Consider the following 26,348-nt stretch of genomic DNA (forward strand, 5'->3'; position numbering starts at 1 on the left):
TGATTCAATTTTTCTGCTGCTTTTCTGATAGATATTTACTTTCATTCGCCAACGGACTATACTAGTGTAAAGTACGCGGCAGTAAATACAGCCCGCCGCAGAATATGACATGGCTGTAAGGAGGATACTTTTTTATGTATTATCTGGGAATCGACCTAGGCGGTACAAATATCGCCGTCGGCATCATTGATGAAAACTACAAAATGGTAGCCAGTGCCAAAAGCCACACACGTGTCCCCTGTCCGGAAGAAGAACTAACGGAGCAGTTGGCCAACACAGCGCTGCAGGCCCTGCGGGCCGCACACCTGACGCTGGAAGATGTACCGTGGATTGGCGTTGGCTCTCCCGGAAGCATTGACAGTATGCACGGAATTGTCGGTTTCTCCGGCAATCTGAACCTGCACAACTACCCACTGGCAAACCAGCTCAGTCAACGGCTGAACGGCCGCCGTGTCCTGCTGGAAAACGACGCCAATGCGGCGGCTTTCGGCGAATATAAAGCGGGCGCACTGCAGAATGCCGCAAATGCGCTGGCCATCACGCTGGGCACCGGCATCGGCGGCGGTATTTTGATCGATGGAAAAATTTACTCTGGCTGCAATGGTGCAGCCGGTGAACTTGGCCACCAAGTCATCAAAGCCGATGGCCGGTCCTGCACCTGCGGGCGGCATGGCTGCTGGGAAACCTACGCCTCTGCCACTGGTCTTATCCGCACGACACAGGAAATCATGCAGACTTCTTCCGACCACTCCTCCCCTATCTGGCAGCTGGCCGGAAATGACCTAAACAAAGTAAGCGGCCGCACCGCCTTTGACGCCATGCGCGCAGGCGACCCGCTGGGCCAGAAAGCTGTTGACTGCTTTATCCGTGACCTTGGCACCGGTCTTGTCAACTGCATCAATATTTTTCAGCCGGACCGTGTCTGCATCGGCGGCGGTATCTGCAACGAAAAAGACTACCTGCTGAAGCCCCTGCAGGCATTTGTGAACAAAGAAACTTTCCTGGTGCCAAACGGCCCTCACACCCAGTTGTGCATTGCACAACTAGGTAACGATGCCGGTATTATCGGTGCTGCTCTGCTTGGGACTGCCTGACAGACAGTGCAGCGAAAGGATGAAATCTTAAAAATGAGTATTACAGATATGCCTTTCGGCGTGCTGCCAGACCATACACCGGTAAAAGCCTATACCCTAAAAAATACATCCGGCGCTTCTTTGACTGTACTCACCTATGGTGCACGCATTCAGTCCCTGCAAATGCCGGGACGCAACGGTGACGCGGAAGAAATGGTGCTTGGTCACCGCACACTGGAGGAATACACACAGCCCGGTGACTACCTGGGTGCTGTGATGGGCCGCTATGCTAACCGCATTGCGGACGGCTCCTTTACCATTGCTGGAAAAGCCAGCCGTTTGGCGCAAAATGAGGGCAGCACAACGCTGCACGGTGGTCCACAGGGATTTTCAACCCGTGTATGGCGCTGCCGCCGCAAAGAAGCGAATGACGACGCACCTTCCATTACACTGACTTACGAAAGTCGCGACGGTGAGCAGGGATTTCCGGGCACCTGCAACGTCCGTGTCACCTACTGTCTGACAACCGACAACGCCGTTATGATTGATTACCGTGCGGAAAGCAGCCGTGCTACTTATCTGAATCTGACAAACCACAGCTACTTTAACCTCAGCGGCAGCTGCCAAAAAGATGTACTGAAAACCGACCTTATCATAGACGCTGACACTTGTCTGGAAGTGGACAAGGACCTGCTCCCTACCGGTCAGTTATTGCCCATAGAGGACACCGCAGAGGATTTTCGTGGCGGGAAAGCAATCGGGCAGGATATAAACCGAGAGGAGCCGCAGCTGCGTTCCTGCGGCGGCTACGACCACTGCTTTGTGCTGAACGGCACTGGTTTCCGCAGAGTCGCCGAGGCCACCGATACTTCTTCCGGTCACCGTATGCTTGTCTTTACTGATCAGCCCGGTATGCAGCTTTTTACTGCCAACTGCTTTAACGAAGGTTCGCTGAACCGCGACGGCTCGCCAATGCTTCCGCATACCGCTTTCTGTCTGGAAACACAGCATTTTCCGGACAGTCCGCATTATCCGGAGTTCCCCTCCACGCTGCTGTCGGTCGGAAAGACATTTCGCAGCCGTACCATTTATAAGTTTGAACTTATCAAATAAAACTGCTTTTCCCTAAATGATTTTACATAGAGAGATATAAAAATCCCGCCGAACAGATGCTTTTCTGTTCAGCGGGATTTTTGAGATACACGGCAAAAATGCGTTGCTGTGCTTCTTTATTCTTCTGCTTTGGCAGCCTGTGCCTTGGCAGCGTTCTCTTTTTTCCGTTTTTTGTCCTTATGCTCATTCCAGCCGACATACAGCGGACCGGCAATGCACACGGAGGAATAACAGCCGGAAATAACACCAATCATCATCGGCAGTGCAAGTGTTGTGACGCTGGCCAGCTGATAATAGGCAGCGACCACGCACAGGCATGCGATAACCATTACCGTGCACAGTGCCGTGAAGATGGAGCGCGTCAACGTTTGGTTAATGCTGAGGTCCACTAGTTCGCCAATCGGCGTCTTAGCCGGCATTTCGCTGCGATTTTCACGGATACGATCGTAGACAATAATCGTATCATTCAGTGAGTAACCGAGAATCAGCAGCACAACGGCGATAAAGTTGCCGTTAATCGGCATCTGGAAGAAAATAAAGGTGAAGTACACCATACATACATCGTGCAGCAGCGCAATGATGGCCATAACACCGGCTGATGTACCACCAATCTTTTTAAACCGAATGGTAATGTACAGCAGCAACAGCGCCATGGTAATGGCAACCGCCACCAAACATTTGACAAAGAATTTTTGTCCCATGGAGGGGTTAATGGAACTGGACTCTACCAAAGCAAACTTACTGTTTGTAAATTTGCTTTGCAGGTTCTTTGCAATCTGCTGCTGCATCTCTACGGAAATCGCCTTTGTGCCGGCAAGCTCAATGGTGATATTGTTGGTTGTTCCGGTACCGGAAGAATCCTTTACATTCTTATTCAGCAGAACGGAAGCGTCCTGCTTGACCGTATCCTTTACAACCTTCTCCACCGCCGCCTGCTGCGCCGCGCCTGAAGTATCCGTGTAGGAATACTTCAGCTGTGTACCGCCGCGGAACTCAATGTCCAGCTGGGCACCAAAAATGCAGTTGCAGATAATACCCAGCAGGATAACGCCGATGGAAATGCCGTAATAAATCCGGCGGTTTTTACTGAAATGAATCTTAAACTGCTTCATGCATCGCACCTCCGTAAAGCCACTTTTTGCGCAGGGGTTTGAATGCGGAAAGCGACCGTGTCATTGCGCGGCTGGTATACACGCCGAAGATGAAGTTGCCGATATTGCCAATCAGCAGCGTATAGCCGAAGGAGTAAATGGAACCGGTGGTGCTGGCGCCAAACAAACCAGACAAAATATTCGTCGGTCCAAACACCAGCATAAGTATGACAGCGACCAGAATGGTGGTAATGTTGCCATCGAAAATAGCCCAGAAGCTGTTTTTGTCGCCGGCGGTAATGGCGCCGTCCAGCGACTTGCCAGCGTACAGCTCCTCCTTAATACGGGTTGCCGTAATGATGTTGGCATCCACGCCCATGCCGATGGAAAGAATCATACCGGCAATACCGGGCAGTGTCATGGTAAAGCTCTTCATAAATGGGAAGAAGCCGGACACCGCGGCAAAGCATAGTGCCATCTGGCCGCACAAGGAAATGACGGCCACAAAACCGGGCAGACGGAATACCAGAATCATAAACAGAGCCACCAGCAGGAAACCGATAACGCCTGCCAGTGCCATCGCATACAGCGAAGAGGTACCCAGTGTTGGGCTGATGCTGCTGAAGCTGTTGACCGTCAGCTTAAAGGGAAGCGCACCGGAGTTAATCTGATTTGCCAGCTTAGTGGCGCTTTCCGAAGTGAAGTTGCCGGAAATCTCCGCCTTGCCGCCGGTAATACCGGTTGCGCCGAACTTGGCCTTGTCCACAGAAGCGGAAGAAATCATGGTATCGTCCATCCAGATAGACAAAGTGCTTTCTTCATTAGCGACCTTTTTGGTCGCGTCCGCAAATTTTTTGGCGCCGTCGCTGGTAAGCTCCAGCTCCACCACATAGGAGGACTGGCCGGAAGTGGAGTCCTGTGTCACGCCCGCCCGGGCGGACTTGACATCACTGCCTTTTAGGAAGATGTTTTTTGCAGTCGTTCCTTTCGGCGTTGTGTAAACCGCCTTGCCGTCACTGCCGGTTGCGGTATTTGTGTACTCACTACCCTCACGGAAAGTCAAAACCGAAGTAGCGGAAAGTTCTTTTAGTGCCGATTCCGGGTCAAAGTTCTTTTCTTCGCTCTGCCATGGGAATCGGGTAATGATGCGGTTTTGACTGTAGTCGGCGTACAGTTCATAGTCCGTAATGTTGTTCTGCACCATACGTGTTTCAATAACGGATTTTGCAGAATCCATCTGGTCCTTCGTCACCGCTTTTCCGTTGGACTCAGGGGCGAAAGTTGCTTCTACACCGCCCCGTATGTCAATACCCCATCTGATATCCCCAACGCCCTTAACGTAGGTCGTTTTGGTATCGCCTTTGTACGAATAAACGCCCGAAATGGAAACGAACGTAAAGGCCAAGATGAGGATTGCGACGATGAAAAAAATGGGTTTTCGTGCTCGCTTCATGCGCAAGTCCTCCAATTTGCTTTTTTTCTGCGAAAAAGCCAGTTTCACAGACGTAGCAAATTTATTATAGTAATTTTATATGGGAAAGTCAACGTTTTCAGTATAAAATACCCATCTACAAAAGGGGCCGCTCCAGCGGAGCGGCCCGAAAATGAGGAGAAAGAAAAATTTCAGGATTCCAGCAGCTTTTCACAAACCGCCATTTGTGCACACAAGCAGAACAGCTTTGCCGCCTGTTTGACTTCTTCCAGCGGCGGATAAGTAGGTGCCACACGAATATTGCTGTCCTGTGGGTCCTTGTGGTACGGGAACGTTGCGCCCGCACCGGTCAGGGTGACGCCCGCCTCTTTGCACAGTGCCACCGTGCGCTTTGCGCAGCCGGGCGTGACATCCACACTAATAAAGTAGCCGCCGTTCGGTTTTGTCCACGCGGCAACGCCCTTGCCCGCAAGCTCCTGCTCAAAAATCTGTTCGACTGCCTCGAACTTCGGCGCAATAATCGCACGCTGGCGGCACATCTGTGCCGGAATGCCGCCAACCTTCTTTAAGAAAAGCAGATGCCGCAGTTGGTTCAGCTTATCTGGACCAATCGTCTGATATTTATAGTGTTTCCGAAAGACCTGCAGGTTGTTGTCACTGGCGCCCATGGCTGCTACGCCCGCGCCGGGGAATGTAATTTTGCTGGTGGATGCAAAGAAGACAGGCAAGTCAGGATTGCCGGCCTTTTGGCACTCGTCCCATAGGTTCAGCAGATGATCCGGCGTATCGGTCAGGTCATGCACACAGTAGGCATTGTCCCAGAAAATACGGAAGTCCGGCGCCGCCGGCTTTAAAGCGGCAAAGCGGCGTACGGTTTCATCTGAATAAGTAATGCCCGTTGGGTTGGAATACTTCGGCACACACCAAATACCCTTGATGTCAGGGTCCGAGAAAACCAACTTTTCCACAACATCCATGTCCGGCCCGGTCGGCAGCATAGGAACTGTAATCAGTTCAAAGCCGAAATATTCGGTTACGCCGAAGTGACGGTCATATCCCGGAGAGGGGCAAAGGAACTTCCGGTGTTCCTCTAGGCACCACGGCTTACCGCCGGGCAGGCCATGCGTCATGCAGCAGGAAATCGCGTCGAACATCATGTTCAGGCTGGAGTTCCCGCCGACAATCACGTTCTCCGCCGGCAGTCCCATCATTTTGCCCAGCATACCGCGCATTTCCGGCAGGCCATCCGCAAGGCCGTAATTTCGGCAGTCGGTGCCGTCCGGCAGCACCACATTGGACCGTGAGGTAATCTGGTCCAGCATATCCAGCGAAAGGTCCAGCTGCTCTGCGCTCGGCTTGCCGCGCGCCATGTTCAGTTTGAGCCCCATCGCCTTACAGGCATCAAACTTCTTTGCAAGCTGTGCCTGCAAAGTCTTCAGTTCTGTTTTTGACAATTTCCCAAATTCCACGCAAAATGCACTCCCTACATTACAAGCTATCGCAAAAGGTACATAAACCTTTCCTATTGTAGCGAAAACGAAATAAAAATGCAAGTCTTAATCCAAATTCCTGCACAACGGTGGGAAAAGTTCGGATGTACAACCGGCAATTTTGGTCATATTGCCTGTCATTTATGCAAATCTTGGCAGCAAAAAGGACCGCCGAAGCGGTCCTTAAAAAGTTTTCCGTTAAAATTCCGCACTGCCGGGTGTACGCGGGAAAGGCAGAACGTCCCGAATATTCTGGATGCCGGTCAAGTACATGATCAGGCGCTCGAAACCAAGGCCGAAGCCGCCGTGGCAGGCACTGCCATACCGGCGCAGGTCCAAATACCACCAATATTCCTTCTCGTTCATACCGAGCTCCTGCATCTTCTCCTGCAGCACGTCCAGCCGTTCTTCACGCTGACTGCCGCCGATGATTTCACCAATGCCCGGCACCAGCAGGTCCACAGCCGCCACTGTCTTGCCATCCGGATTTGCGCGCATATAAAAAGCTTTAATGCCCGCCGGATAATCCGTGACAAAGACCGGACGCTGAAAAACTTTTTCGGTCAGATAGCGCTCGTGTTCAGTCTGCAGATCACAGCCCCACTCTACTTTGTAGTCGAAGTGGTCGTTGTTCTTTTTCAGCAGTTCCACCGCATCGGTGTAGGAAACATGCGCAAAGTCATGGTCCAGTACATTCTGCAGACGGTCCAGCAGACCCTTGTCTACAAATTTATTACAGAAATCAAGGTCCTGCGGGCAGGTATCCATGACATAGCGAATGACATACTTCATCATGGCTTCTGCCAACTGCATGACATCTTCCAAATCGGCAAAAGCAATTTCCGGTTCAATCATCCAAAACTCGGCGGCATGGCGCTGTGTGTAGGATTTTTCCGCACGGAAAGTCGGACCGAACGTATAAACCTGACCAAACGCCATGGCCATGCACTCCGCCTCCAGCTGCCCTGAAACGGTCAGAGAAGCCGGTGTGCCGAAAAAGTCCTTGCTGAAGTCGATTTTGCCGTCCGGTGTGCGCGGCGGGTTGGTCTGGTCCAGTGTTGTGACACGGAACATTTCACCCGCACCCTCTGCGTCACTGGCTGTAATCAGCGGTGTGTTCACATATACAAATCCACGCTCCTGGAAAAAGCGGTGAATGCCATACGCGGCAGCGGAACGCACGCGAAATGCCGCCGAGAACAAATTGGTACGTGGGCGCAAATGCGCAATTGTACGCAGGTACTCTACGCTGTGGCGCTTTTTCTGCAGCGGATACTCCGGTGTGGAGGCACCCTCCAGCCGAACCGATGATGCGTGCACCTCAAAAGGCTGTCGCGCCTGCGGCGTTAAAAGCAGCTGGCCGGTCACACAGACCGCCGAGCCAACATTGAATTTCGCTATTTCCGCAAAGTTGTCCACTTTGTCCGCTTCAAATACAACCTGCAGTCCTTTAAAGCAGCTGCCGTCATTCAGGTCGATAAAACCAAGTGTTTTGCTGTCCCGTACAGAGCGCACCCAACCGCAGACAGTGATGGCCTTGCCGCTGAACGCCTCCGCATTCTGATAGAGTTGTGCTGTTTTTACTCGTTCCAATTTGTGTTTCCTCCTGTACCGGCCAAAAAGGCAGGCATATAAAATCTAGTTTCTACACAAAACAGTTTACCGCAGGCGGCGCTCCGGTGCAAGTTTTCACATAAAAAAAGAAAAAATCTGTTTTTCCACGGAAAAAGTCTTGCATTCTTTAAAATGTATGCTATAATAATTGAGTCACTGATAAAAAGCAACATTTTTACCACTTGGAGAGGTATTCTAATTGGTAAGGAGCCACATTGGAAATGTGGTGTGCCGCAAGGCATTGTGCGTTCGAGTCGCATCCTCTCCGCCACTCATATCCAAAACCCTATTTTGTTTTTGCCGAACGGAATAGTGGTTTTGGATTTTTTTATTAATAAGAGATAGCAAGAGATAGTATGAGTAAGACCACTCTTTTGAATCACGGTAGCAACCACATCAACTCGCAGGGCTTTTATCTATTTGTTTCGTCTTATTCTATTCATAGTATAATAAAAGCAGGAAAAGCTAAGAAACTTGCGGGTTCCCTAGCTTTTTGTTTGATCAGAGTGTTAGTCATTTAAAGTTAATTTACATGTCATAAAGTTGTCAATGAATCAGAGAAACAAAGCTATTCTCTATGCATTTCAACTTATTTTGATTCATTAGATGGATCATACATAATGCCCGTATTTTTAAGGATTTCCTGACGGCACTGGTCTGCGCTCATCTGTTGGCGATAAGCTCCGCCAGTGCAAATGCCACCTGCTCAATTTCTTCTTCTGTCATTGGAATGCCCATTCGTGGAATACGTTCCTTGAGCAAGGTTACTTTTTTGTCCAATTCACGCGCCAGCAGAAAGCCTTTGTCTGTCAGATAAATTTTGCTGTACCGCATTTTTGCAATCAGTTTCTTCTGTGTCAGCACCCCCAGCATTCGAGAGACCGAGGGACCACTGACATTTAAAAACTGTGAAATGCTTGTGGAACAGACATCCCGCTCCAACTTAGCAATCTGATAAATTGCCAGCAGATACCGCAGATGAGTACTGGTCAGTTCTTCCATAAATCAGTTCTCTCCTAAAAAGAAAGCGGGCATAAGCCCGCTTTGGTTATTTTGTGTGACAAGCACCACCGTTTGGACAGTGGTCACAACCGCAGCCACAACCGCCTTTATGATGTTTTTTGTTCCAAACACCTTTGGCGACAATGGCAGCAACCACCGCCACGATGATTAGAATCCCGATTAGTGTAGGAAGATTCATACAAACTCCCTCCTTTGTTCTGTTGTCTTACTTTGCGGCAGCAGCCACAGAACTCATTGTTAAAACGTTATCATTATATTTATTTTTACGTGCAACCATATAAACCAAAAATACTAGGATAGCAATGGCTGCAACTGTACCAACCGAGAACCCTGCGCCAGAGAACAACATCCCAAGCTGATACACAATCAAGGAAATGGCATAGGCAAAGCCGCACATATAACCGATTGCGCCCATGGTCCATTTAGCGGAATTCATTTCACGTTTAATGGCACCCATCGCTGCAAAGCACGGCGCGCACAGCAGGTTAAAAATTAGGAAGCTGTACGCAGAAAGCTGCGTGAAATCGTGAGCTAACGCACCCCAAATGGGCTGGGTACCATTTTCGACGTCAATGCCACCATACAGAACCCCGAATGTACCCACAACCTCTTCCTTTGCAATCAGGCCCGTGAAGGTAGCAACGGTCGCTTTCCAGGAATCAAAGCCAAGCGGTGCAAAAATAAATGCGATTGCCTGACCGATTAAAGCCAGCAGAGAAGTATTGTTGTCCTCGACCAAGCCGAACTGACCGTTTGTGAAGCCAAAACCCTGCAGGAACCAAAGCACAATGGAGGCTGCAAAAATGACCGTACCGGCACGCTTGATAAAACTCCAGCCGCGCTCCCACATGGCGTGCAAAACGTTTTTGGCACTCGGTACATGGTAGGCAGGCAGTTCCATAACAAATGGTGCCGGGTCGCCCGCGAAGGGCTTTGTCTTTTTCAGCAGAATACCGGAAATGACAACTGCAGCAACACCAATTAAGTACGCGGACATGGCAATGAATGGATTGCCGCCAAACAGTGCGCCAGCGAACAGGCCCACAATTGGCATTTTTGCGCCACACGGAATGAAGGTAGTCGTCATAATGGTCATTTTACGGTCACGGTCATTTTCAATGGTGCGGCTGGACATGATACCCGGCACACCACAGCCGGAAGCAATCAGCATCGGGATAAAGCTTTTTCCGCTTAAACCAAACTTGCGGAAAATGCGGTCCATAATGAATGCAACGCGAGACATATATCCAATATCCTCAAGAATGGCAAGCATTAAGAATAAAATCAGCATTTGCGGAACAAAGCCAAGCACCGCACCAACACCACCAATAATGCCGTCAACAATTAAACTGTTCAACCAATCAGCACAGCCAATGGAGGTAAGCCATCCCTGCACCGCTGGAGGAATGATTGTGCCAAACAGGGTATCATTTGTCCAGTCAGTAACTAGCTTGCCGACGGTACCCATCGAAATGGTATAAACAAGAAGCATGATGCCAAGGAATATCGGAATGCCAAGCACACGGTTCGTAACGATTTTATCGATTTTATCTGAAATGGTTAGGTTACCTTTGACTGGTTTTTTCTTTACCGACTTTTCAATAACGCCTTTTATGTAAGCATATCTTTGGTTTGTAATGATGCTTTCAGAGTCATCGTCCATTTCCGTTTCACAGTCTTTGATGTGCTGTTCCAGATGCTGTTTCAACTCTCCATCAAATTTCATTTCCGCCAGCACTTTTTCGTCACGTTCAAAAACTTTGATGGCGTACCAGCGCAGATTCTGGTCATTTACCATGCTCTGTATCGATTCCTCAATATGTGCAATCGCGTGTTCCACGCTGCCGGTAAAGACGTGCGGTCTTTTGTTGAAATCCGCTTTCTTCAGTGCCAGGAAAGCTGCTTTTTCAGCGGCTTCTTCTCCGCCGCGGCCTTTCAGCGCGCTGATTTCGACTACTTCACACCCAAGCTCCGCGCCAAGCTTATCTGTATCAATGGTGTCGCCCCTTTTCTCCACCAAATCCATCATGTTGACTGCAATCAGCACCGGAATTCCCAGCTCCAGCAGCTGCGTCGTCAGGTACAGGTTGCGCTCAATGTTGGTTCCGTCAATGATGTTGAGAATGACATTTGGCTTTTCATTGACCAAGTAAAAACGTGCCACCACTTCTTCCAACGTGTACGGTGAAAGCGAATAGATACCTGGTAAATCCTGAATGACTACATCTTTATGCCCTTTTAGGTGCCCTTCTTTCTTTTCCACTGTTACACCCGGCCAGTTGCCGACATACTGATTGGAGCCTGTCAGGTCATTAAAAAGCGTTGTTTTGCCACAGTTCGGGTTGCCTGCCAGCGCAATTGTAACTGCCATTTACTTTCCTCCTCAAAAATATTTTAGCATAGGCTAGCTTTATTAGCTTTTGCTAACTCGTATCGCTGTTTTTACAATGCTTTACTCGACTTCAATCATCTCTGCGTCTGCTTTCCGTACGGAAAGCTCATAGCCACGCACGTGCAGTTCCATAGGATCACCAAGCGGCGCAACCTTACGAACCGTCAGCTGCGTACCCTTGGTAAGCCCCATGTCCATAATGCGACGTTTTACAGCACCCTCACCATGCAGTTTTTGCACAGTTGCGGATTCTCCTACCTTAACATCTTTTAGTGTTTTCATTTTTCTACCCCCTAAAACTGAATTCGATTTGCCATGGTTTTGTCCAGCGCAATGCGGCTGTCCTTTACCTGTAAAATCAGATTACCGCCAAGCTCATTAACCACCATCACTTCTCCGCCCACCACAAAACCAAGCTCCGCCAAATGCTGACGCACCTCGTCTTTGCCGCCAATCCGGCGGATTGTCACCGGTTCGCCCGGCTTTGCCATGGATAATGGCATCATTATTACCACACCTCCCTATGAAATTAGCGTTAGCTAACTTGAATATCAAAAATAAAGATTATCGTACACTAACCGTTGAACATCAACAGTTTTCCACCGCTAACTGAAATTGTCAAGACTTTATTGGAATTTTTTAAAAGATTTCGGGTTTATGCTAATTTGAATATAAGCTGCTTTTATAAAGGAAATCTCTTCCTTCCTAAAATTTCTGGCATAGATGTTTTAAATCTACATAAAATCAATTTTTAAAAGTTTGTCGACAAATTCGTCATAGTATGACATATGCAAGAAAACGTCTGTGCTACCTACTGCCATTTGTCTGCGTGTACAACGTGTTACAAAACCGAGTGATCGTTGATTTACACCGTTACTACTCCTTGCTTTATCATTTTCATACGCAAACCCGATCATGACTTAAATTTGGTACTGCATATCCCCTTTCGTACAAGCATAGGATTACACGAAAAGGATGTGACGAAAATGAAGGTTAGTCAAAGTAAAGTGATGTGGATTGTTCTGTATTTTCCATACTTTTTTTATGTATTGGTAACAAATTTGCAACCTCGCATGCACTGAACATCACCGTATCAGACTCTGAATCAGAGATAAAGGATCAGGTCTTTGCAAAAGTCATAAAGCTTGATTCTATCACACCAAATCAAACAGATTCCAGCACCAATGTTGTAAAATTCACGTGTGTTATTACCTCTGGAAAAGGTAAAGGAACTTCTGTCCATGCAACTCAGTACGCTTATAAACACAATGATACAATGCCCCCACAGGTTCATCAAAATGATAAAGTAGTTCTTGGCAAACTATCTGCAGGCAGTTCTACTGAATATGCATTTGAAAATTATGACAGATTGGAACAAATTATTTGGCTATTAATCGCCTTTGTTGGCCTGATTGTTATCTTTGGAGGAAAAAAAGGATTAATGACAATCCTTTCTCTCGCACTAACCTGCCTTGCCATCTTTTTGGTGTTCATTCCATGTATTATGGCTGGATTTAATATTTACTGTTCACCAATTGTAATTTGCATTTATATTATAATCGTTTCATACATACTTACAGGTGGTATTAACAAAAAAAGTTTAGCTTCTATCATTGGTTGCTCCGGTGGTGTTGCATTCTCAGCAACCATTTATATCATCATGGAAAGAATTATGAAATTAACCGGATATTATAATGATCAGACCTCCCGTTTAAAGCAAACATTTATGGAATGTCCATTGGATTTAAAAGCCATCGTTTTCGCAATGGTTACCATTGGTGCCCTAGGCGCAACAATGGATGTTGCGATGTCAATTGCATCTTCACTGGAAGAAATACAAAATAATAAAGCTGGCATGACAAAAATTCAAATAATTCAATCTGGACTTACAATTGGCAAAGATATCATGGGAACGATGACAAACACATTGATTCTTGCGTATATTGGCAGCAGTTTAATCACCGTATTGATTTATGCCGTATCCAATTATCCTATTCTTCAACTACTTAATAAAGAAGAAATTATCGTAGAGATTCTTCAGTCTTTAATTGGAAGTCTCGGTATGCTGTTTACGATTCCATTTACAACCGTAATATCGGCTTACTTATTCAAATCATCTAATGGGAATCACCTAGAAAAAAAGGAACACTTGCAGACACAGTTAAGCACAGATGAAAAGCCAAACAAATCACATATCATTTCCACCATAAAAATAATAAATAAGTAAAATCAGCCTCCCTCTCCAGGGTAACGAAAATCTCAATATTGCATTCATTGAAGATTTCTAACCTTACTGGCTTCTGTTATAAAATCACTACTGAAATTTTAGATATTCAACATTATAAATGGAAATATTACAATATTACAGATTTCAATATTTATATGTATTGTGTAAGTTTTAAAACAAAGTAACCTCTTGGAAATACTTTTCAGAGTCATGTAGATGACAAAACAAAAAGGCTTACCATTTGCAATTTACAAACAGTAAGCCTTTTCAGTAGTTTAATGAGATATTTTCCTAAATTTTGAGTGTCGATTTATTTCTGTGATTGATGCTCTCCGCACTCGTCTGCGTACTCATGTTCATGGCAAATAGAACCAGTAGATTTCAACTCGCCTCGCAGATAACGCACCGCAGCGTCCTTTGCGTCCCCCTCTGCACCAACAATGACTTCAATATTGCGTTCATTAAAGATTTCAACGGCACCACCGCCCATACCACCGGCAATAATGACCTCTACATTCATGTCTCCAAGGAAATTCGGCAAATATCCGGGCTTGTGGCCGGGATTTGGAATGCTTTGTACCTTTGTGATTGAACCGTTTGTGCTTTCGTAGATGTTGAAATTTTCGCAGTGGCCAAAGTGACCTGCTACCATGTTACCCATACTTGCTACAGCGATTTTCATAATACATTCTCCTTAATTAATGTTATTTGTGCCGCGAATTGCGGCTTTAATTTTTATAAAATGGCAGTATGTTGTCCTCTATGCTTCTCTTATGACATATCCTTGTCATAAATGGAATTGCCATGGGCATAATCATCATAAATCGCCTTGCCTATTTCACCCAATACTCCAGCATTTGAGAATTCGCTTAGTGCCCGCTCCGAAGCCTGCCACGAACCATGTTTTGGCAACGCGTCAGGTCTGTCAAGTATGTTTCTCATCAAAGCTTTCTAAATTCATTAAAGCCATAACATCCCTGCACATGTTTTTCAATGCCTCTCTTGCCGGGCAATCTACGGACGCAAGACTGTGTCCTGCATTAATGGCTACAGATGCACGCTCGTCGTATGGAATACGCCCCACAAAAGGCACTGAATTTTCTATGCAATACTGCTCAATCACATTTGCGTTTTCATGGCAAGTATCATATTTATTGACGCACACTGCAGTCTTTGCTCGGAGTGCGGCCGTTGTTTTCAAAATACGCTTCATATCGTGGATACCAGAAATAGAGGGTTCCGCTACGATGAGGACTAGGTCCACACCACTGACCGAGGCAATTACTGGACATCCGATACCAGGGGAACCGTCTATGACGGCAAGATCGACATCATGCGCAGATTTTGAAAGTGCCATTTTGACTTCAGTCACCAGCTTGCCAGAATTTCCCCTACCCATTTTCAGTTTTGCCGTGGAAAAAACGCGATTATCCCGATATAGCATCTGCTCTCCGGCAATGTCGTTGCTCATTATTACGGCATTTTCTGGACAAACATACTGGCAAACTCCACAGCCCTCACAGGCATACTCACTTATTCTATATTTACCGTTATTGAGTGAAATAGCATCAAAGCGACATTTGGCACGACAGGCTCCGCAGCCAATACATTTTTGTTGATCAATAGATGCTTTTTGAGAACCATAGTAATCCTTACATTCCGGAATTCCAGTTACACCTGTCACCAGATGCAGGTTTGGCGCGTCTACGTCACAATCCGCAAACGCGGCAACATGAAGGAAGTCGATGAAAGCGGCAGTAACGGTAGTTTTCCCCGTACCACCCTTTCCACTAAGAATCAGCAGTTTTTTCATAGCTTAGCCACCTCCCTCACATCAGCAAGAAGAGTGTGAAACTGTGTGGCGATTTCATCGCTGTGCAAAGAGGCAATCTTTCCCTTAGCACTAAGCTCCGCAAGCGTCTTACTGTATGGAATGCGACACAGCACCGGAATACCATTTTGTGCACAAAATTCATCCAACCTATTGAACTCGTTGTCCACCTTGTTAATAACCATTCCGCAGGGTTTATGAAGCAGCTGTACAAGCTCGTAGACCATTTTAAAATTGTGCAATCCAAAAGCTGTTGGCTCTGCAACGATTAAGCAATAGTCAGCATTTTGTACGCTCTCCATAACCGAGCAAGCACTGCCCGGAGGACAGTCAATTACGGTCAACTCGTCCATTTCCCCAACATGGGTAAGTGCAGCTTTGATAATTGGAATACCGGATGCTTCACCCAAATTCATACAACCGGTAACTACGTGAATATCGCCGAATTCTCCGCACTCCACAATACCCACTGACTTTTCCATTTCAGTGATGGCTTTAGCGGGGCATATTAATGCACATCCGCCACAGGAATGACAGACCTCAGAAAACAACAGGGGTTTGTTCTTTACGAAGGCCAGCGCATTGAAGTGACAGAATTCCACACATTTCCGGCAACCGGTACATTTTGAACCACTAAAAGCGGGCAACCGAATGTTAACGGTTTGCGTTGTCACATTCTCCGGCTTAAAAAACAGTCGCCCGTTTGGTTCCTCAACATCGCAGTCGATATAGGTGGATTTACCCGCTACTGCTGCTAGATTCACAGACACAAAGGTTTTGCCCGTACCGCCTTTCCCACTCAGAACTGCTACCTTCATTGGTTTCCATGAAAGCCCGCGTGAAACTGCGTCATGAGCGTAAGCTTTCCCTCCCAAAATGCAGCAAGATTTTCATTTAAGCCGGAGTATTCGGTCTTATAAATTTTCACATTCGCTGCCTTCAGTACATCGGCTGCATTTTGTCCACAACGAACAGTGAGCAGAATATCGGCACCGTTGTCCACCAATAGTTGAGCAGCTTTCAGTCCCGCACCGCCCTGTGCCTCGGTGGCAGTATTAATGATATAGTCCATTTGATTATTGTCAGTATCATAAAGCATAAAATACGGTGCTCTTCCAAAGGAAACACAAACAGATGTTTCCGCTTTATTTTCATCTACAGGAATTGCTATTTTCATGAATTATCTCCTTCCTCCGTTTGTCTACAACCACGACGGCTACGTTGGCAACCGCCACATCTACAATAGGGCTCGTTACCATCACAAAGTTGATATTCGCCACCTCTAATTACAAGTGGCTTGCCCTCTACTAGTAAGACGGATAGCTTCTGTCTGGCATGATTGTAAATCTGCTGTACTGTGGTGCGGGCAATCTTCATATACCCAGCACATTCCTCTTGGGTAAAGTTTTCATGGTCAATGAGACGTATTGTCTCATATTCATCCACTGTCATCACTACCGTATCGTCAGATTGAAAGTTCATTCCAACCGGCACAAACTCAGTGTTACGTGGCATACAGCAAACTTTTCGCCACTTTTTAGGTCTTGGCATTGTCTACCTCCTTGCTAACCAAGGACGAAGAAACATCCTTGTAAACCTCCAGCTTGCCTTACATCTTTGATAATTGTTCTTCAATGATTGTAAGGCTGTTTTGCAACATGGTCTTTCTCGCCAGTAGTTCCTGTTTTGTGTCTTTCACCATCGTACAATAGAAGCCCCTACCACGTTCAAAACTATGGTAGCAGCGCATTCTGCGTCCAAAACCACTTCTTGAGCCAAATCTTATGGGGCCTGTTCTATCTATTCCCGGCATATTATTTACCTCCCTTACGTTATTTATGACATATGTTATTTATTAATTTTATATTAGCATAGTAAATGTCATATGTCAATAATAATATTGACATATGACAAAATAATTTTACCTACAGTAACGTAAATAGACGTTATGGCAATTGATAAGTTTTTTCATCTGAAATGAATGTGAGTTGGTGATGCAGTCTACATTTGACTATTCGTTATCCAATCAATTAGATTTAAACGCTCATTTTCTTCAACGATGGCAATTAAAAATTTCTAAAGTTTGAGCATTGCTGGTTTTTCACGTTCATTAACAGTATATAAATTCTTGATTTGCTTTCATATTTCCTTGGTAAGGATGAGGTCACGCGTTCGAATCGCGTTAACAGCTCCATCAGAAAAGCTAGGGAATCTGCGGATTTCCTAGCTTTTCTGTTTTGTAAGTGTGTTAGGCATTTGAAGCCTCTTGGAAAAGTCAAGAACTGTGCAGAGTATGAACACCCCAAAATATCTGATTAAGCAGCTACCCCTCTTGCAGCCTGACGATACATAGCAGGAGGAAGCCCGCCGGGATTGCCAGTATAAATTCGAATACGGTTGTAATATGTCATGATGTACCGGAGCACAATGCTTTGACCTGAGCCATGGACAACTGTTCCGTCTTTATTTTGTAGAGCTTTTCCTTTTTCAACGTGGCGAAAAAGCTTTCCATTCTGGCATTGTCGTAGCAACATCCGGTTCCGTTCATGCTTTGGATAGCACCATGCCGGGCCAAAACGTTTCTGAATGCGGCGCTGGTAAACTGGCTTCCCCGGTCGCTATGGAGGATCATACCGACAGCAGACTGTGATCGACAGGCAGATTCGAATGCTTTAATACACAGACCTTTTTTCATGTTGTCATCCATGGCGAGTCCTACAATCTCACCATTATAGCAATCCAGAACCTGAGCAATATACAGCTTGCCGTCTCGGCATGGAATCTGAGTAATATCGGTCAGTCACTTCCGATTTGGGGCATCAGCAGTAAAATTCCGTACAATCAGGTTGTCGGCTTTCTGCGCATCGGCGTCTGATTCGGTCAAGCTGCCGGAATGGCGCGGCGAAGTTTTAATAAGACCGCCTTTTTTCATAGCGCGCCGTACTGTGCTTTTACTCACAGAGATACCGTTTTGCTTTAGCACGAGTCGAATGCGATTCACTCCATAGTTGTCGTTATTTGGATGTCGTGTATAAACCTGTTTGATTTTGACCAAAAGCAGTTGCCATGGTCTCGGTTCGCAGACATGAAAAAGACTTTGGTAGTACCCGGACTCACTTACTTTGAGTACGCGGCACATCGCATGAACACTGAATTTTGTCCTGCGCAACGTGATATATTCATAAAGCCGTTCCGCTTTTACTCCTTCCGGTCTTTTGCGAAAAAGCCGAGTGCATCTTTGAGAATCTCATTAGCTTTGCGCAATTCAGCATTTTCTTTCATCAGCCTGCGCTCATTCTCGTTCAGCGGCGAATCCCGCTGCCAACAAAAGCATGATCACCATATGCCTTACGCTTCTGCCGCCATTCCGACAACGTGTAATATGCCACTCCCAGTTGCGCAGCCGCCTGTTTGATTCCAACCCCGTCCGAGAGTTTAACCGCTTCTTCCTTAAATTCCTTGTCGTATTTCCCCATTTTCAGATCGATACTTGTTTTGTAGAGTTCAGAAAAGAAATCCCACGTCTTAGTAAGCAGTCTCTGCTTTTCCGCCCAGACATTTCGCTTAGAAGACCAGGCCTTATATACCTCAACCCGCTCTGGGTCATCGGTGAAAAATTCCTTAAAAGTTTGATTCTCTTTATTGATGCGCTCTTGATCCGCTTCTGAGAGTTCTTCTTGAGCCTGTATCTGGTCACGAGAATGGAGAACGAATTCTTTTGTTTTAGCTTTGTAACAATAATCATTTCAGCCCTGATCCAGCCATTCTTCAAACCTGAGATCAGGTTCGGGACAGCTCTGAAATTCAGGCTTATGCACAGGCAGCAGAGTATTGGGACCAGTCTCTGAGTCCTCTTCTGCATAATCCCGATAATAAACTTTAATGTTCTCGGAATCATCAGGAAGATCGTTAATGGAATACCACCATGGATAATCAGATACCCGGAGCACTATCTTCTGCTTCAACTTATTTATTTCTTCAATGAATTTGAAGAGAGAAACAACTTTTTCCTGTTTGGTAAGTTCTTGCTTAATCTTACCGGTTGTATTCTTATCCACCAAGATTACACCTTCATTTTTACCATTCCGCTTCTTATTTTGGGCGTTGATACGACTTCAATGGTATTGCCCATTTTATAATACAATCGGCATTGTTAGATAAAGTATGTGATGTTCGCAAAAGTAAATAGACAAGCCATCAGAACTCCTGCAAAATGGGGATCTGAGCCATTGAGCCTTTCTTGATTTGATAGAGAGAAAGGCTTACTTTAAAATGTATCCATGGATCGTCACGTTTTGCAGTTTCTTATCATACAGATACACGATCAGTTGCTGTCACGCAGCGGTAAAATATCGTTCTGCAAAATATCCAACAGCTTTTTTTCATATTCTGATGATACTTGAATTTTGAAATATCCATATGGTTCTTTTCTTTAAACTCGGCATAATTGGCCAGCTCTTTCAGTTTGAATTGACCCCAAAAAGTTAGACAATATTTTAAATCAAGCAACCGAAAGGGCTTGTTGCCTATGTAAAGCGGGCGGCAAGCCCTTAAGTTTTGCTTTGATACGGCGGTTGTTGTAGTAATCCAGATAGTTTACGAGTTCGTCCTTGAACTGGTCGATTGAGTCGAATTCCTGCAAATACAGCAGTTCACTTTTAAGCAAGCCAAAGAAATTTTCCATTACAGCGTTATCAAGGCAGTTCCCTTTGCGGCTCATGCTTTGTTGAATTCCTTTCTCGGCAAGCACTTTTCGATACCGCTTGTGTTGGTACTGCCAGCCTTGATCGGAGTGGAGAATAAGTTGTGTACCATCGGGAATTTTCTCAAATGCTTTGTCCAGCATTTCCGTTACCATCGACAAAACCGGCCTGTCCGAAATGGTGTAGCTGACAATATCCCTGCTGCACAAATCCAGAATCGGTGACAAATACACTTTCTGCCCGAACAGGCTAAATTCGGTCACATCGGTTACCCATTTCTGATTTGGTGTCGTTGCTTCAAAGTCCCGTTTCAGCAGATTTGGAGCAATTTTACCCACCTCACCCTTGTAAGAACGATATTTCTTCATTCTCACTCGGCATACGAGTCCAAGCTGCTTCATTAACCTCTGGACGGTTTTGTGATTGATGCAGTATCCTCTACTGTGCAGAACATCTGTGGTACGGCGATAACCATAGCGCCCCTTGTTTTCATGGTAGATTTCAGTGATCTGTTCTTTGATTTCGCTGTATTTATCCGGTTGCATTCTACGCTTGGCATAGTAGTAATAGGTTGATCGCGGCAAACCGGATACTTCAATTAGTAGTGAAATCTTGTGTTTATGCCTTAGTTCCCAGATCACTTGCGCCTTTTGTCGCGGCGTTCCTCTTCCAAAACCAAGGCATTCAATTTTTTTAAGTGATCTACCTCTGCACGCAGCCGTTGGTTTTCTGCAATCAAATCTTCTTCTACCTTTTTGTTCAGCTTTGGGTTGCGTTCTTTCTGAGTGCCGCTTGCAGCACTGGCTCGACCACGGCGTTCCACATATAGCCCTTCTGGTCCTTCTTCCAGATAAATTCGTTCCCATTGAGCAACGCTTTTATGGTCAGACACGTGAAACTGCCGTGCTGCTTCACTGTAACTGAGTTTCTCTGTTTGCATAGCTTCTACAACCTGCTGTTTGAATTCTCCTGTGTATCGTTTCTTTGCTTTACCTTTTGGCATAAAAACACCCCATTTGTTTTCAGTATATCATACTGTCTAACAAATGGGGTGCAGTTCACTTCTCTTTCCTCTTTGGCCGATGTAAGCTGCTGTGCCAAGGCAAGCAAATCCATCATGTGCTCATAAGATTCGCTGTCCATTGCAATTAAATCATCACAGCCATTCAGGGTAACACAAATAGGTTTATGCGTTTTGTGGCAGTATTCGCTTATTTTCTGGTAACTGTTACGCAGTTCTCTTGACGGTAAGGATTTCATATATGCACCCCCGTATGCTTATTTTGCCACTATTGTATTCCTATATGTCTATTATGTCAATACAAGCATTTAACAAAAAAGATTATACACTCCCCAAAACAAATCCGAAAAATCGTTTATTGCATTTCGCAGGTCGCGGTAAATTGTGTGCCTGTCAACCATAACTGTACTGGTTTTGCTGCTGATCCTGCCAAACTCTGTCTGATACAATTTAATGATGTCCGGCATTTTAATCCGTGGAATCGTAAAGTAATACGCTTTCAGCACATTGTATTTTCTCTCTGATGTACTTTTTCCAATATAGGCACACTCGGCACCGTAAGTTTCAAGAAGTTTTTCAAGCTGCACAACAATAGAATTCCGAAGTGCAGGATCACAGTCAATTTTTGCAATTACTCTTGAAATGTCGTCTGCACTGCCTGTTTTGTTTAGGACAGATAAGCACTGCCGGTCATTTTCAAACTCAGCCGAATTGATTGTTGATATTGACTTCCATTCTGCGTATTTTTCAAGGCATTTTTTTATGAACTGCTTCCTATATGCAATATTCTTTTCAATGTTGGCACGACGTTGTTCTTTACGTTTCTGTTCGACTTTCTGCATGACTGCATCAACAAAATCTGCAAGTTCCTTCACCGATTCCGGATCATCCGGATTGATGACAATCTGCCGATTCTCCATTTCTTCACTCATAGCTTATTCACCTCATATATTTTAATTATAGACCTGTTTCTAAAAAAAACGCCCCTTTTTACGGGGGCGGCAATTAAAAACATTCATTTTTCACCTCAAAGCGACGGACTTAATGAATCAGCTTGTATGAGAAGGTTATTGCCGGGCTGTATATTTTCCTTTTCAGCTGATTTTTGTACAGGTTTTAATGTTATCACATGACAGTCTTTTTCCGGAAATGACTTTCTTATCGAATCAACTAATCCCTGTGAATTTGGCATTGATGATTCAATTTCAACTTCTTGAATCTCAGGACTCCCCATAATGACATTCACAATTTTTGACTCCTGCCTGCTGATACTGTCTGCAGGTTCGTTTTCACCGGGTTTTCCTACTGCAAGGAAATCTGCATTTTTCGCCATTTTTTCATACTGGCTCATTGCACGCATAGCTGTAACCGGTGTGTTCGTAACGAACAAGGTATGAGCATCATTTTTAACCATCCATCCCGCACTTTCATCACTGTTCTTCACCCAGCCAGTATAGCCGGAAAGTGTAGAATATTTTTTTGCTGCAACGGTATTTCCATTCAAATCATGCTGAATAAAAATTGCATGATGTACTTTATCCTCATACAACCGATTTTCTTTTATGCACCTAGTAATCACATGATCCGACACACCAAACTGTTTCAAAAATTTCCGTATATGTGTGTCCGAACCTGCATTAGGCTGATAGGTTTCATTGGCAAGGGATTGGATAATATTTTGGATCTTCTCCTCGCCGAAACCATCCGCCGTATCACTATCTACGCCTTGGGTTGACGCTCCATTGTTCGCGTACAGATTCTTGTACGCAGCATAGTACAGGTCTTTGCGAAGCATATAGCGGTATAGCCGCGTAAACACTTCGTCCTTGTTTTTGCTTGAGTTCTTTCTGATATTCTCCAAAATCTCCATTGTTGGTAGCATTTCTGCCATTTGAGGTTTTCCTCCCTAATTTCTTTCAATTTTGGCTCGCCGTAACTGCCGCCCCTCGCCATGTGGCTGGCTTTCCCAACCTCGGACTACTATGGCGGCTCCGTTGCCATATCGGATATTCAACGTCATCTCTCTAAACTTTCGTCTTGAGATTTTTCGCCTTGCGGCATTACGCATAGACTTTTCAGTCGTTCCGACTTAGGCAATCCCCAGTTAGCACAGTGAGTTGGTATTGCGGGTTATCGGATAGGCTTTCGTTTCTTTACTACGGGTTCTCCCGCGTGTTACACGAGTTATTGACAACCAATCGTACCAAAAATTTATACGATTGTACTCGTGTCAGAGGTTTCAGGCACTTTCCTCCGTCAAAAACAAAACTGAAACTCGAAACTTGCCTTCAACAAACACAGTTTTATCCTTATATCCGCTTAGCATTGCGGTTCAGTCGCACCCGATTGCCTTTGGGTGACTTACCGCTTTCCTGCCGTGCTATGTTCCCGTGTCGGCTTTCGCCTTTCGGTTAGGCAGGTTGCTTCACGCGCTGTCTTGCGTGGTTTGACCTTAACTTCTCACTGCACCGCGTCTGGGCGCACTTTTTGCTTGTTTTCAATTATTGACCAACTGTAGGCATCAAAAGTATCTTTTGTAACATAGCGGAATATTTTCACCTTTTTGTTCTCATTTCCCTGCCGCAGAATACGTCCTTCCCGCTGCTGCAGATCCGCCGGCCGCCATAGTCCTCTCCGCCACGAAAAGCCGCAGGTTTTTGACCTGCGGCTTTTTTGTTGTATTTGCATATGTTTTATTGTTGGCCGGTCTGCCGCAGGGTATACAGGTCTTCCCTTCGGGCTGAAAGCAGCGGCAGCTGGCGGCGGACCGTCTCTTCCCCAGCAAAGTCAATCTCGTACAACAGCATTTCCTCCCCGCTGCCGGCACGGGCCAGCACATCGCCCCACGGTGAACAGAGAATGGAATTGCCGTAAGAAACGTACGGAGCCATTTCGTCCCGTGCAGGTGCCGCACCGGCCGTAAACAGCTGATTGTCCACGGCACGCTGACGAAACAGCAGCTCCCAATGCGCCGGGCCGGTCGTCATATTGAAGGCAGCGGGAACAATCAGCAGACGGGCACCCTGCCGCTGCATGAGGCCCGCCAGTTCCGGAAAACGAAAGTCAAAGCAGATACACACACCGATTTTTCCATACGCGGTATCAAACACGGTTATCTCGCTGCCGGGAGAAAAGGTATCGGACTCCCGAAAAGATTGCCCACCCTCCACAGCAATATCAAACAGGTGCAGCTTTCGGTGGCACGCGGCCTGCCTGCCGTCCGGCTGAAAAATAAAGCAGCTGTTGTACAGGCAACCGTCTGCTTCTCCCGGAAAACTGCCGCCCACCAGCCACAGGTGGTTTTGGGATGCCATGCGGGATAGTGTCTGCCAGATGAGGTCACCTTTTTTCTCCGCTGCTCGGACAAACGACTTGTTTTCGTATGGACAGACAAACATCTCTGGCAGCACAGCCATCTGTGCGCCGCTTTGGGCCGCCTGCTCTACCATGGCCGCCGCATGGTTTAAGTTCTTCTGTTTATCCTGCTGGACTATCATCTGTATCAGTGCCAGTTTCATTTCACTGTTCCTCCTTCTGCATAGATACTACATAGATATGAAAGTGCGCCCTTTATGCTGGCAAAAAGGGGTTAAAAAGCCGAAGATTCTTCTTGCCCCGCCGCAAAAGAATTGGTATAATCTAGCTATAGAGGAAAACCAGAAAAAGCACCGGTACACAGCAGGGTTTACAATCTTTTACATGATTTTTCTGAATCCCCATACGGATTATTATATAATATAGATAGCAGACACGCAAAACATTGTTTAAGGGCAGGCGATACAGAAATGAACAAACGCAAATATCCGAAAGCAGCGGCGGTGATTGATATTGGTTCCAGTGAGCTGCGGCTGCGTATCGCCCAGCTGTGCAAAGGGAAAATCTGCGAACTGGACCGGCTTGCCTACCCGCTGGCATTGGGCCACGAGGTTTTCACCAAAGGAAAAATCAGCTTTGAATGTTTCCGGGAAATGAGTCATGCACTGGCAGGTTTTACCTCCCTGATGAAAGAATATGGCATTACGCAGTACCGGGCAGTGGCCACCACGGCACTGCGAGAAGCGGAAAACCGCGGCTTTGTGCTGGACCAGCTGAAAGTACAGAATAATCTGCACGTAGACGTTCTGGAAGCAGACGAGGAAAAGACGCTGATTTATTCGGAGATTCTCACGGCACTGCAGAACGCCGGCGTCATGCAGCCGGGCTGTTCCCTGTTTGCCTTTATCGGCTCCGGCACCATCGGCACCGCTGTGTATGACGGCAGCGCCATGGTCTACTCCCAGAACCTGCCTATAGGTGCACTGAAACTGCACGATATGCTGGGCAGCGTACAGGAACAGGCGGAAGATTTCAGTACGGTGGTGGAAGAATATCTGAGGTCTATCTTTGTCTACCAAAACATGGCGCAGTTTGACCTGCACAATATTATTCTGACCGGCAATGACATGAAGCTGATTGCCAAACTCTGCGGTGTAGAAGAAAAGAAAGGCATTTTCATCATTCCCGTTCAAAAAATAAAGGCACTGTACGCACATGTACGCACCCTTCGCCCGGACAGAATCGCACAGGAGTTCGGCGTAACAGAGAACTCCGCCGAAATTTTATATTCTGCGCTGGCAATCTATATGCAGCTCATTCGCGGTGCCACGGCACAGCAGGTGTTTTCCCCGAAGGTCAGTCTGTGGGACGCATTGATGCGGCAGCTGCTGCAGGCAAAAAGCCGGACCGAATACACCGCCTATGTGCGTACCAACGCTATCTCCTGTGCCAGCCGCATTGCGGACAAATACCGCTGCAGCCGTGCCCATGCGGACGCCGTCCGTCAAATTGCCTGCACGATGTTTGACCGCCTGAAGCCCCTGCACGGTCTGGGAAAAGAACAGCGGCTGGAACTGGAGCTTGCCGCTATTCTGCATGAGTGCGGCCACTATGTTTCGGTCAAGGACCATTTGGAGGCAAGCTTTGACATTATTCGCCAAACTGATATCTACGGCATCACCAGCCGCGGTCTTTTGCGGACAGCATATGTGGCCTGCTACAACGAATATTCTGTACCTGATTTTCGTAAAGTGGAGTACATTTCCATGCCGGAATCCGAACGCACAGTCATTGCCAAACTGGTAGCGATTTTCCGCCTTGCCAACGCGCTGGATACTTCCCATAAGCAAAAAATACATTCTATTAAAGTGCGGTTGATGGATGACCAAATGATCGTGACCGCCGAAACCAACCAGAACATCTACCTGGAAAACTGGGCTTTCGAGCAGTGCTCCGTTTTCTTTAAAGAAGTGTTCGGCCTTTCTCCAGTACTGAAAATTAAGCAAACCCTTATTTAACCTTA

General features: G+C 46.3%; 28 protein-coding genes, 1 tRNA gene and 2 pseudogenes. 5 read left to right on the forward strand and 26 right to left on the reverse strand.

Annotated features, from left to right (window positions below; genetic code table 11):
- Positions 1–134: 134 nt before the first annotated feature.
- Both ACIHKT_RS06595 and ACIHKT_RS06600 read left to right on the forward strand, forming a co-directional pair.
- Positions 135–1,094: an ROK family protein gene (locus tag ACIHKT_RS06595; protein ID WP_086036043.1), complete on the forward strand. Its 960-nt coding sequence runs from the start codon at positions 135–137 to the stop codon at positions 1,092–1,094.
- A 33-nt stretch (positions 1,095–1,127) separates the two neighbouring features.
- Complete coding sequence (locus ACIHKT_RS06600; protein ID WP_086036044.1) at positions 1,128–2,186, forward strand: aldose epimerase family protein; 1,059 nt, start codon at positions 1,128–1,130, stop codon at positions 2,184–2,186.
- 116 nt (positions 2,187–2,302) lie between these two features.
- On the opposite strand, the gene secF is transcribed toward ACIHKT_RS06600, so the two are convergent.
- The 4 genes from secF to asnS all read right to left on the reverse strand — a co-directional run bounded on the left by secF (position 2,303) and on the right by asnS (position 7,792).
- Complete coding sequence (gene secF / locus ACIHKT_RS06605) at positions 2,303–3,298, reverse strand: protein translocase subunit SecF (protein ID WP_174192917.1); 996 nt, start codon at positions 3,296–3,298, stop codon at positions 2,303–2,305.
- Positions 3,285–4,730, reverse strand: a complete 1,446-nt coding sequence (gene secD / locus ACIHKT_RS06610; RefSeq protein ID WP_086036046.1) for a preprotein translocase subunit SecD — start codon at positions 4,728–4,730, stop codon at positions 3,285–3,287. Before secD ends, secF begins: the two co-directional genes overlap by 14 nt.
- 170 nt (positions 4,731–4,900) lie before the next feature.
- Entirely contained in the window at positions 4,901–6,178 is a 1,278-nt protein-coding gene (locus ACIHKT_RS06615; protein WP_086036047.1) for an aminotransferase class I/II-fold pyridoxal phosphate-dependent enzyme, read from the reverse strand.
- A gap of 219 nt (positions 6,179–6,397) precedes the next feature.
- Entirely contained in the window at positions 6,398–7,792 is a 1,395-nt protein-coding gene (gene asnS / locus ACIHKT_RS06620; protein WP_086036048.1) for an asparagine--tRNA ligase, read from the reverse strand.
- A gap of 205 nt (positions 7,793–7,997) precedes the next feature.
- On the opposite strand from asnS, the gene ACIHKT_RS06625 reads away from it, so the two are divergent.
- Positions 7,998–8,084, forward strand: a tRNA-Ser gene (locus ACIHKT_RS06625).
- Between the two features lie 392 nt (positions 8,085–8,476).
- Here ACIHKT_RS06625 and ACIHKT_RS06630 read toward each other — a convergent pair.
- The 5 genes from ACIHKT_RS06630 to ACIHKT_RS06650 all read right to left on the reverse strand — a co-directional run bounded on the left by ACIHKT_RS06630 (position 8,477) and on the right by ACIHKT_RS06650 (position 11,734).
- Entirely contained in the window at positions 8,477–8,815 is a 339-nt protein-coding gene (locus ACIHKT_RS06630) for a metal-dependent transcriptional regulator (protein WP_086036049.1), read from the reverse strand.
- 46 nt (positions 8,816–8,861) lie between these two features.
- Positions 8,862–9,014, reverse strand: a complete 153-nt coding sequence (locus tag ACIHKT_RS06635; RefSeq protein WP_086036050.1) for a FeoB-associated Cys-rich membrane protein — start codon at positions 9,012–9,014, stop codon at positions 8,862–8,864.
- A 27-nt stretch (positions 9,015–9,041) separates the two neighbouring features.
- Complete coding sequence (gene feoB, locus ACIHKT_RS06640; RefSeq protein WP_404352159.1) at positions 9,042–11,207, reverse strand: ferrous iron transport protein B; 2,166 nt, start codon at positions 11,205–11,207, stop codon at positions 9,042–9,044.
- An 81-nt stretch (positions 11,208–11,288) separates the two neighbouring features.
- A complete protein-coding gene (locus ACIHKT_RS06645) occupies positions 11,289–11,510 on the reverse strand; it encodes a ferrous iron transport protein A (protein ID WP_086036052.1) in 222 nt (73 codons plus the stop codon).
- Positions 11,511–11,521: 11 nt separating this feature from the next.
- Positions 11,522–11,734 (reverse strand): ferrous iron transport protein A, encoded by a 213-nt coding sequence (locus tag ACIHKT_RS06650; RefSeq protein WP_086036053.1) that lies wholly within the window; start codon positions 11,732–11,734, stop codon positions 11,522–11,524.
- Between the two features lie 506 nt (positions 11,735–12,240).
- Between ACIHKT_RS06650 and ACIHKT_RS06655 the strand changes: the two genes are divergently transcribed.
- The gene (locus ACIHKT_RS06655) at positions 12,241–13,455 is read left to right on the forward strand and encodes a YibE/F family protein (protein WP_174192913.1); all 1,215 of its coding nucleotides are present in this window, start codon (positions 12,241–12,243) and stop codon (positions 13,453–13,455) included.
- Between the two features lie 310 nt (positions 13,456–13,765).
- On the opposite strand, the gene ACIHKT_RS06660 is transcribed toward ACIHKT_RS06655, so the two are convergent.
- The 17 genes and pseudogenes from ACIHKT_RS06660 to ACIHKT_RS06740 all read right to left on the reverse strand — a co-directional run bounded on the left by ACIHKT_RS06660 (position 13,766) and on the right by ACIHKT_RS06740 (position 24,528).
- A complete protein-coding gene (locus ACIHKT_RS06660; protein WP_086036055.1) occupies positions 13,766–14,140 on the reverse strand; it encodes a NifB/NifX family molybdenum-iron cluster-binding protein in 375 nt (124 codons plus the stop codon).
- 240 nt (positions 14,141–14,380) lie between these two features.
- Entirely contained in the window at positions 14,381–15,268 is an 888-nt protein-coding gene (locus ACIHKT_RS06665) for an ATP-binding protein (protein ID WP_086036056.1), read from the reverse strand.
- On the reverse strand, positions 15,265–16,104 hold the full coding sequence (locus ACIHKT_RS06670) for a 4Fe-4S dicluster domain-containing protein (protein WP_086036057.1): 840 nt from the start codon (positions 16,102–16,104) through the stop codon (positions 15,265–15,267). Before ACIHKT_RS06670 ends, ACIHKT_RS06665 begins: the two co-directional genes overlap by 4 nt.
- On the reverse strand, positions 16,101–16,463 hold the full coding sequence (locus tag ACIHKT_RS06675; RefSeq protein WP_086036058.1) for a NifB/NifX family molybdenum-iron cluster-binding protein: 363 nt from the start codon (positions 16,461–16,463) through the stop codon (positions 16,101–16,103). Before ACIHKT_RS06675 ends, ACIHKT_RS06670 begins: the two co-directional genes overlap by 4 nt.
- Positions 16,460–16,837, reverse strand: coding sequence for a DUF134 domain-containing protein (locus ACIHKT_RS06680; RefSeq protein ID WP_086036059.1), 378 nt, complete (start codon positions 16,835–16,837; stop codon positions 16,460–16,462). The genes ACIHKT_RS06675 and ACIHKT_RS06680 overlap by 4 nt, the downstream gene beginning before the upstream one ends.
- Before the next feature lie 58 nt (positions 16,838–16,895).
- Entirely contained in the window at positions 16,896–17,099 is a 204-nt protein-coding gene (locus tag ACIHKT_RS06685; RefSeq protein WP_086036060.1) for a DUF5320 domain-containing protein, read from the reverse strand.
- A gap of 594 nt (positions 17,100–17,693) precedes the next feature.
- Complete coding sequence (locus tag ACIHKT_RS06690; RefSeq protein ID WP_174193651.1) at positions 17,694–18,086, reverse strand: DDE-type integrase/transposase/recombinase; 393 nt, start codon at positions 18,084–18,086, stop codon at positions 17,694–17,696.
- On the reverse strand, positions 18,087–18,425 hold the full coding sequence (locus ACIHKT_RS06695) for an IS3 family transposase (RefSeq protein ID WP_157659010.1): 339 nt from the start codon (positions 18,423–18,425) through the stop codon (positions 18,087–18,089). It lies immediately after the preceding gene.
- 59 nt (positions 18,426–18,484) lie between these two features.
- Positions 18,485–18,762, reverse strand: a pseudogene (locus tag ACIHKT_RS06700) (transposase).
- Positions 18,763–19,032: 270 nt separating this feature from the next.
- Entirely contained in the window at positions 19,033–19,347 is a 315-nt protein-coding gene (locus ACIHKT_RS06705; RefSeq protein ID WP_086036062.1) for a hypothetical protein, read from the reverse strand.
- 440 nt (positions 19,348–19,787) lie between these two features.
- On the reverse strand, positions 19,788–20,678 hold the full coding sequence (locus ACIHKT_RS06710) for an IS3 family transposase (RefSeq protein ID WP_236849741.1): 891 nt from the start codon (positions 20,676–20,678) through the stop codon (positions 19,788–19,790).
- Positions 20,627–20,992: a helix-turn-helix domain-containing protein gene (locus ACIHKT_RS06715; RefSeq protein WP_174403117.1), complete on the reverse strand. Its 366-nt coding sequence runs from the start codon at positions 20,990–20,992 to the stop codon at positions 20,627–20,629. Before ACIHKT_RS06715 ends, ACIHKT_RS06710 begins: the two co-directional genes overlap by 52 nt.
- A complete protein-coding gene (locus ACIHKT_RS06720; protein WP_086036063.1) occupies positions 20,935–21,249 on the reverse strand; it encodes a type II toxin-antitoxin system Phd/YefM family antitoxin in 315 nt (104 codons plus the stop codon). Before ACIHKT_RS06720 ends, ACIHKT_RS06715 begins: the two co-directional genes overlap by 58 nt.
- A gap of 69 nt (positions 21,250–21,318) precedes the next feature.
- Positions 21,319–21,942: a hypothetical protein gene (locus ACIHKT_RS06725; RefSeq protein ID WP_086036064.1), complete on the reverse strand. Its 624-nt coding sequence runs from the start codon at positions 21,940–21,942 to the stop codon at positions 21,319–21,321.
- Between the two features lie 95 nt (positions 21,943–22,037).
- On the reverse strand, positions 22,038–22,901 hold the full coding sequence (locus tag ACIHKT_RS06730) for a DUF3991 domain-containing protein (protein WP_236858921.1): 864 nt from the start codon (positions 22,899–22,901) through the stop codon (positions 22,038–22,040).
- Between the two features lie 593 nt (positions 22,902–23,494).
- Positions 23,495–23,635: pseudogene (locus tag ACIHKT_RS06735) on the reverse strand (helicase); the annotation flags it as partial.
- Between the two features lie 68 nt (positions 23,636–23,703).
- Positions 23,704–24,528, reverse strand: a complete 825-nt coding sequence (locus tag ACIHKT_RS06740; protein ID WP_086036066.1) for a carbon-nitrogen hydrolase family protein — start codon at positions 24,526–24,528, stop codon at positions 23,704–23,706.
- 267 nt (positions 24,529–24,795) lie between these two features.
- Between ACIHKT_RS06740 and ACIHKT_RS06745 the strand changes: the two genes are divergently transcribed.
- Positions 24,796–26,343, forward strand: coding sequence for a hypothetical protein (locus ACIHKT_RS06745; protein ID WP_086036067.1), 1,548 nt, complete (start codon positions 24,796–24,798; stop codon positions 26,341–26,343).
- Positions 26,344–26,348: the final 5 nt, after the last annotated feature.

The organism is Caproicibacterium sp. XB2, assembly GCF_044880635.1.
Lineage (GTDB): Bacteria > Bacillota > Clostridia > Oscillospirales > Acutalibacteraceae > Caproicibacterium > Caproicibacterium lactatifermentans.

What these genes read in the sequence shown, in the direction of transcription:
- ACIHKT_RS06595 (WP_086036043.1), top strand. Translation starts at nt 135, where the DNA reads ATGTATTATCTGGGAATCGACCTAGGCGGTACAAATATCGCCGTCGGC.
- ACIHKT_RS06600 (WP_086036044.1), top strand. Translation starts at nt 1,128, where the DNA reads ATGAGTATTACAGATATGCCTTTCGGCGTGCTGCCAGACCATACACCG.
- secF (WP_174192917.1), bottom strand. Translation starts at nt 3,298, where the DNA reads ATGAAGCAGTTTAAGATTCATTTCAGTAAAAACCGCCGGATTTATTAC.
- secD (WP_086036046.1), bottom strand. Translation starts at nt 4,730, where the DNA reads ATGAAGCGAGCACGAAAACCCATTTTTTTCATCGTCGCAATCCTCATC.
- ACIHKT_RS06630 (WP_086036049.1), bottom strand. Translation starts at nt 8,815, where the DNA reads ATGGAAGAACTGACCAGTACTCATCTGCGGTATCTGCTGGCAATTTAT.
- ACIHKT_RS06635 (WP_086036050.1), bottom strand. Translation starts at nt 9,014, where the DNA reads ATGAATCTTCCTACACTAATCGGGATTCTAATCATCGTGGCGGTGGTT.
- feoB (WP_404352159.1), bottom strand. Translation starts at nt 11,207, where the DNA reads ATGGCAGTTACAATTGCGCTGGCAGGCAACCCGAACTGTGGCAAAACA.
- ACIHKT_RS06645 (WP_086036052.1), bottom strand. Translation starts at nt 11,510, where the DNA reads ATGAAAACACTAAAAGATGTTAAGGTAGGAGAATCCGCAACTGTGCAA.
- ACIHKT_RS06650 (WP_086036053.1), bottom strand. Translation starts at nt 11,734, where the DNA reads ATGATGCCATTATCCATGGCAAAGCCGGGCGAACCGGTGACAATCCGC.
- ACIHKT_RS06665 (WP_086036056.1), bottom strand. Translation starts at nt 15,268, where the DNA reads ATGAAAAAACTGCTGATTCTTAGTGGAAAGGGTGGTACGGGGAAAACT.
- ACIHKT_RS06670 (WP_086036057.1), bottom strand. Translation starts at nt 16,104, where the DNA reads ATGAAGGTAGCAGTTCTGAGTGGGAAAGGCGGTACGGGCAAAACCTTT.
- ACIHKT_RS06675 (WP_086036058.1), bottom strand. Translation starts at nt 16,463, where the DNA reads ATGAAAATAGCAATTCCTGTAGATGAAAATAAAGCGGAAACATCTGTT.
- ACIHKT_RS06680 (WP_086036059.1), bottom strand. Translation starts at nt 16,837, where the DNA reads ATGCCAAGACCTAAAAAGTGGCGAAAAGTTTGCTGTATGCCACGTAAC.
- ACIHKT_RS06685 (WP_086036060.1), bottom strand. Translation starts at nt 17,099, where the DNA reads ATGCCGGGAATAGATAGAACAGGCCCCATAAGATTTGGCTCAAGAAGT.
- ACIHKT_RS06695 (WP_157659010.1), bottom strand. Translation starts at nt 18,425, where the DNA reads ATGTGCCGCGTACTCAAAGTAAGTGAGTCCGGGTACTACCAAAGTCTT.
- ACIHKT_RS06715 (WP_174403117.1), bottom strand. Translation starts at nt 20,992, where the DNA reads ATGCCAAAAGGTAAAGCAAAGAAACGATACACAGGAGAATTCAAACAG.
- ACIHKT_RS06720 (WP_086036063.1), bottom strand. Translation starts at nt 21,249, where the DNA reads ATGAAATCCTTACCGTCAAGAGAACTGCGTAACAGTTACCAGAAAATA.
- ACIHKT_RS06725 (WP_086036064.1), bottom strand. Translation starts at nt 21,942, where the DNA reads ATGAGTGAAGAAATGGAGAATCGGCAGATTGTCATCAATCCGGATGAT.
- ACIHKT_RS06730 (WP_236858921.1), bottom strand. Translation starts at nt 22,901, where the DNA reads ATGGCAGAAATGCTACCAACAATGGAGATTTTGGAGAATATCAGAAAG.
- ACIHKT_RS06740 (WP_086036066.1), bottom strand. Translation starts at nt 24,528, where the DNA reads ATGAAACTGGCACTGATACAGATGATAGTCCAGCAGGATAAACAGAAG.
- ACIHKT_RS06745 (WP_086036067.1), top strand. Translation starts at nt 24,796, where the DNA reads ATGAACAAACGCAAATATCCGAAAGCAGCGGCGGTGATTGATATTGGT.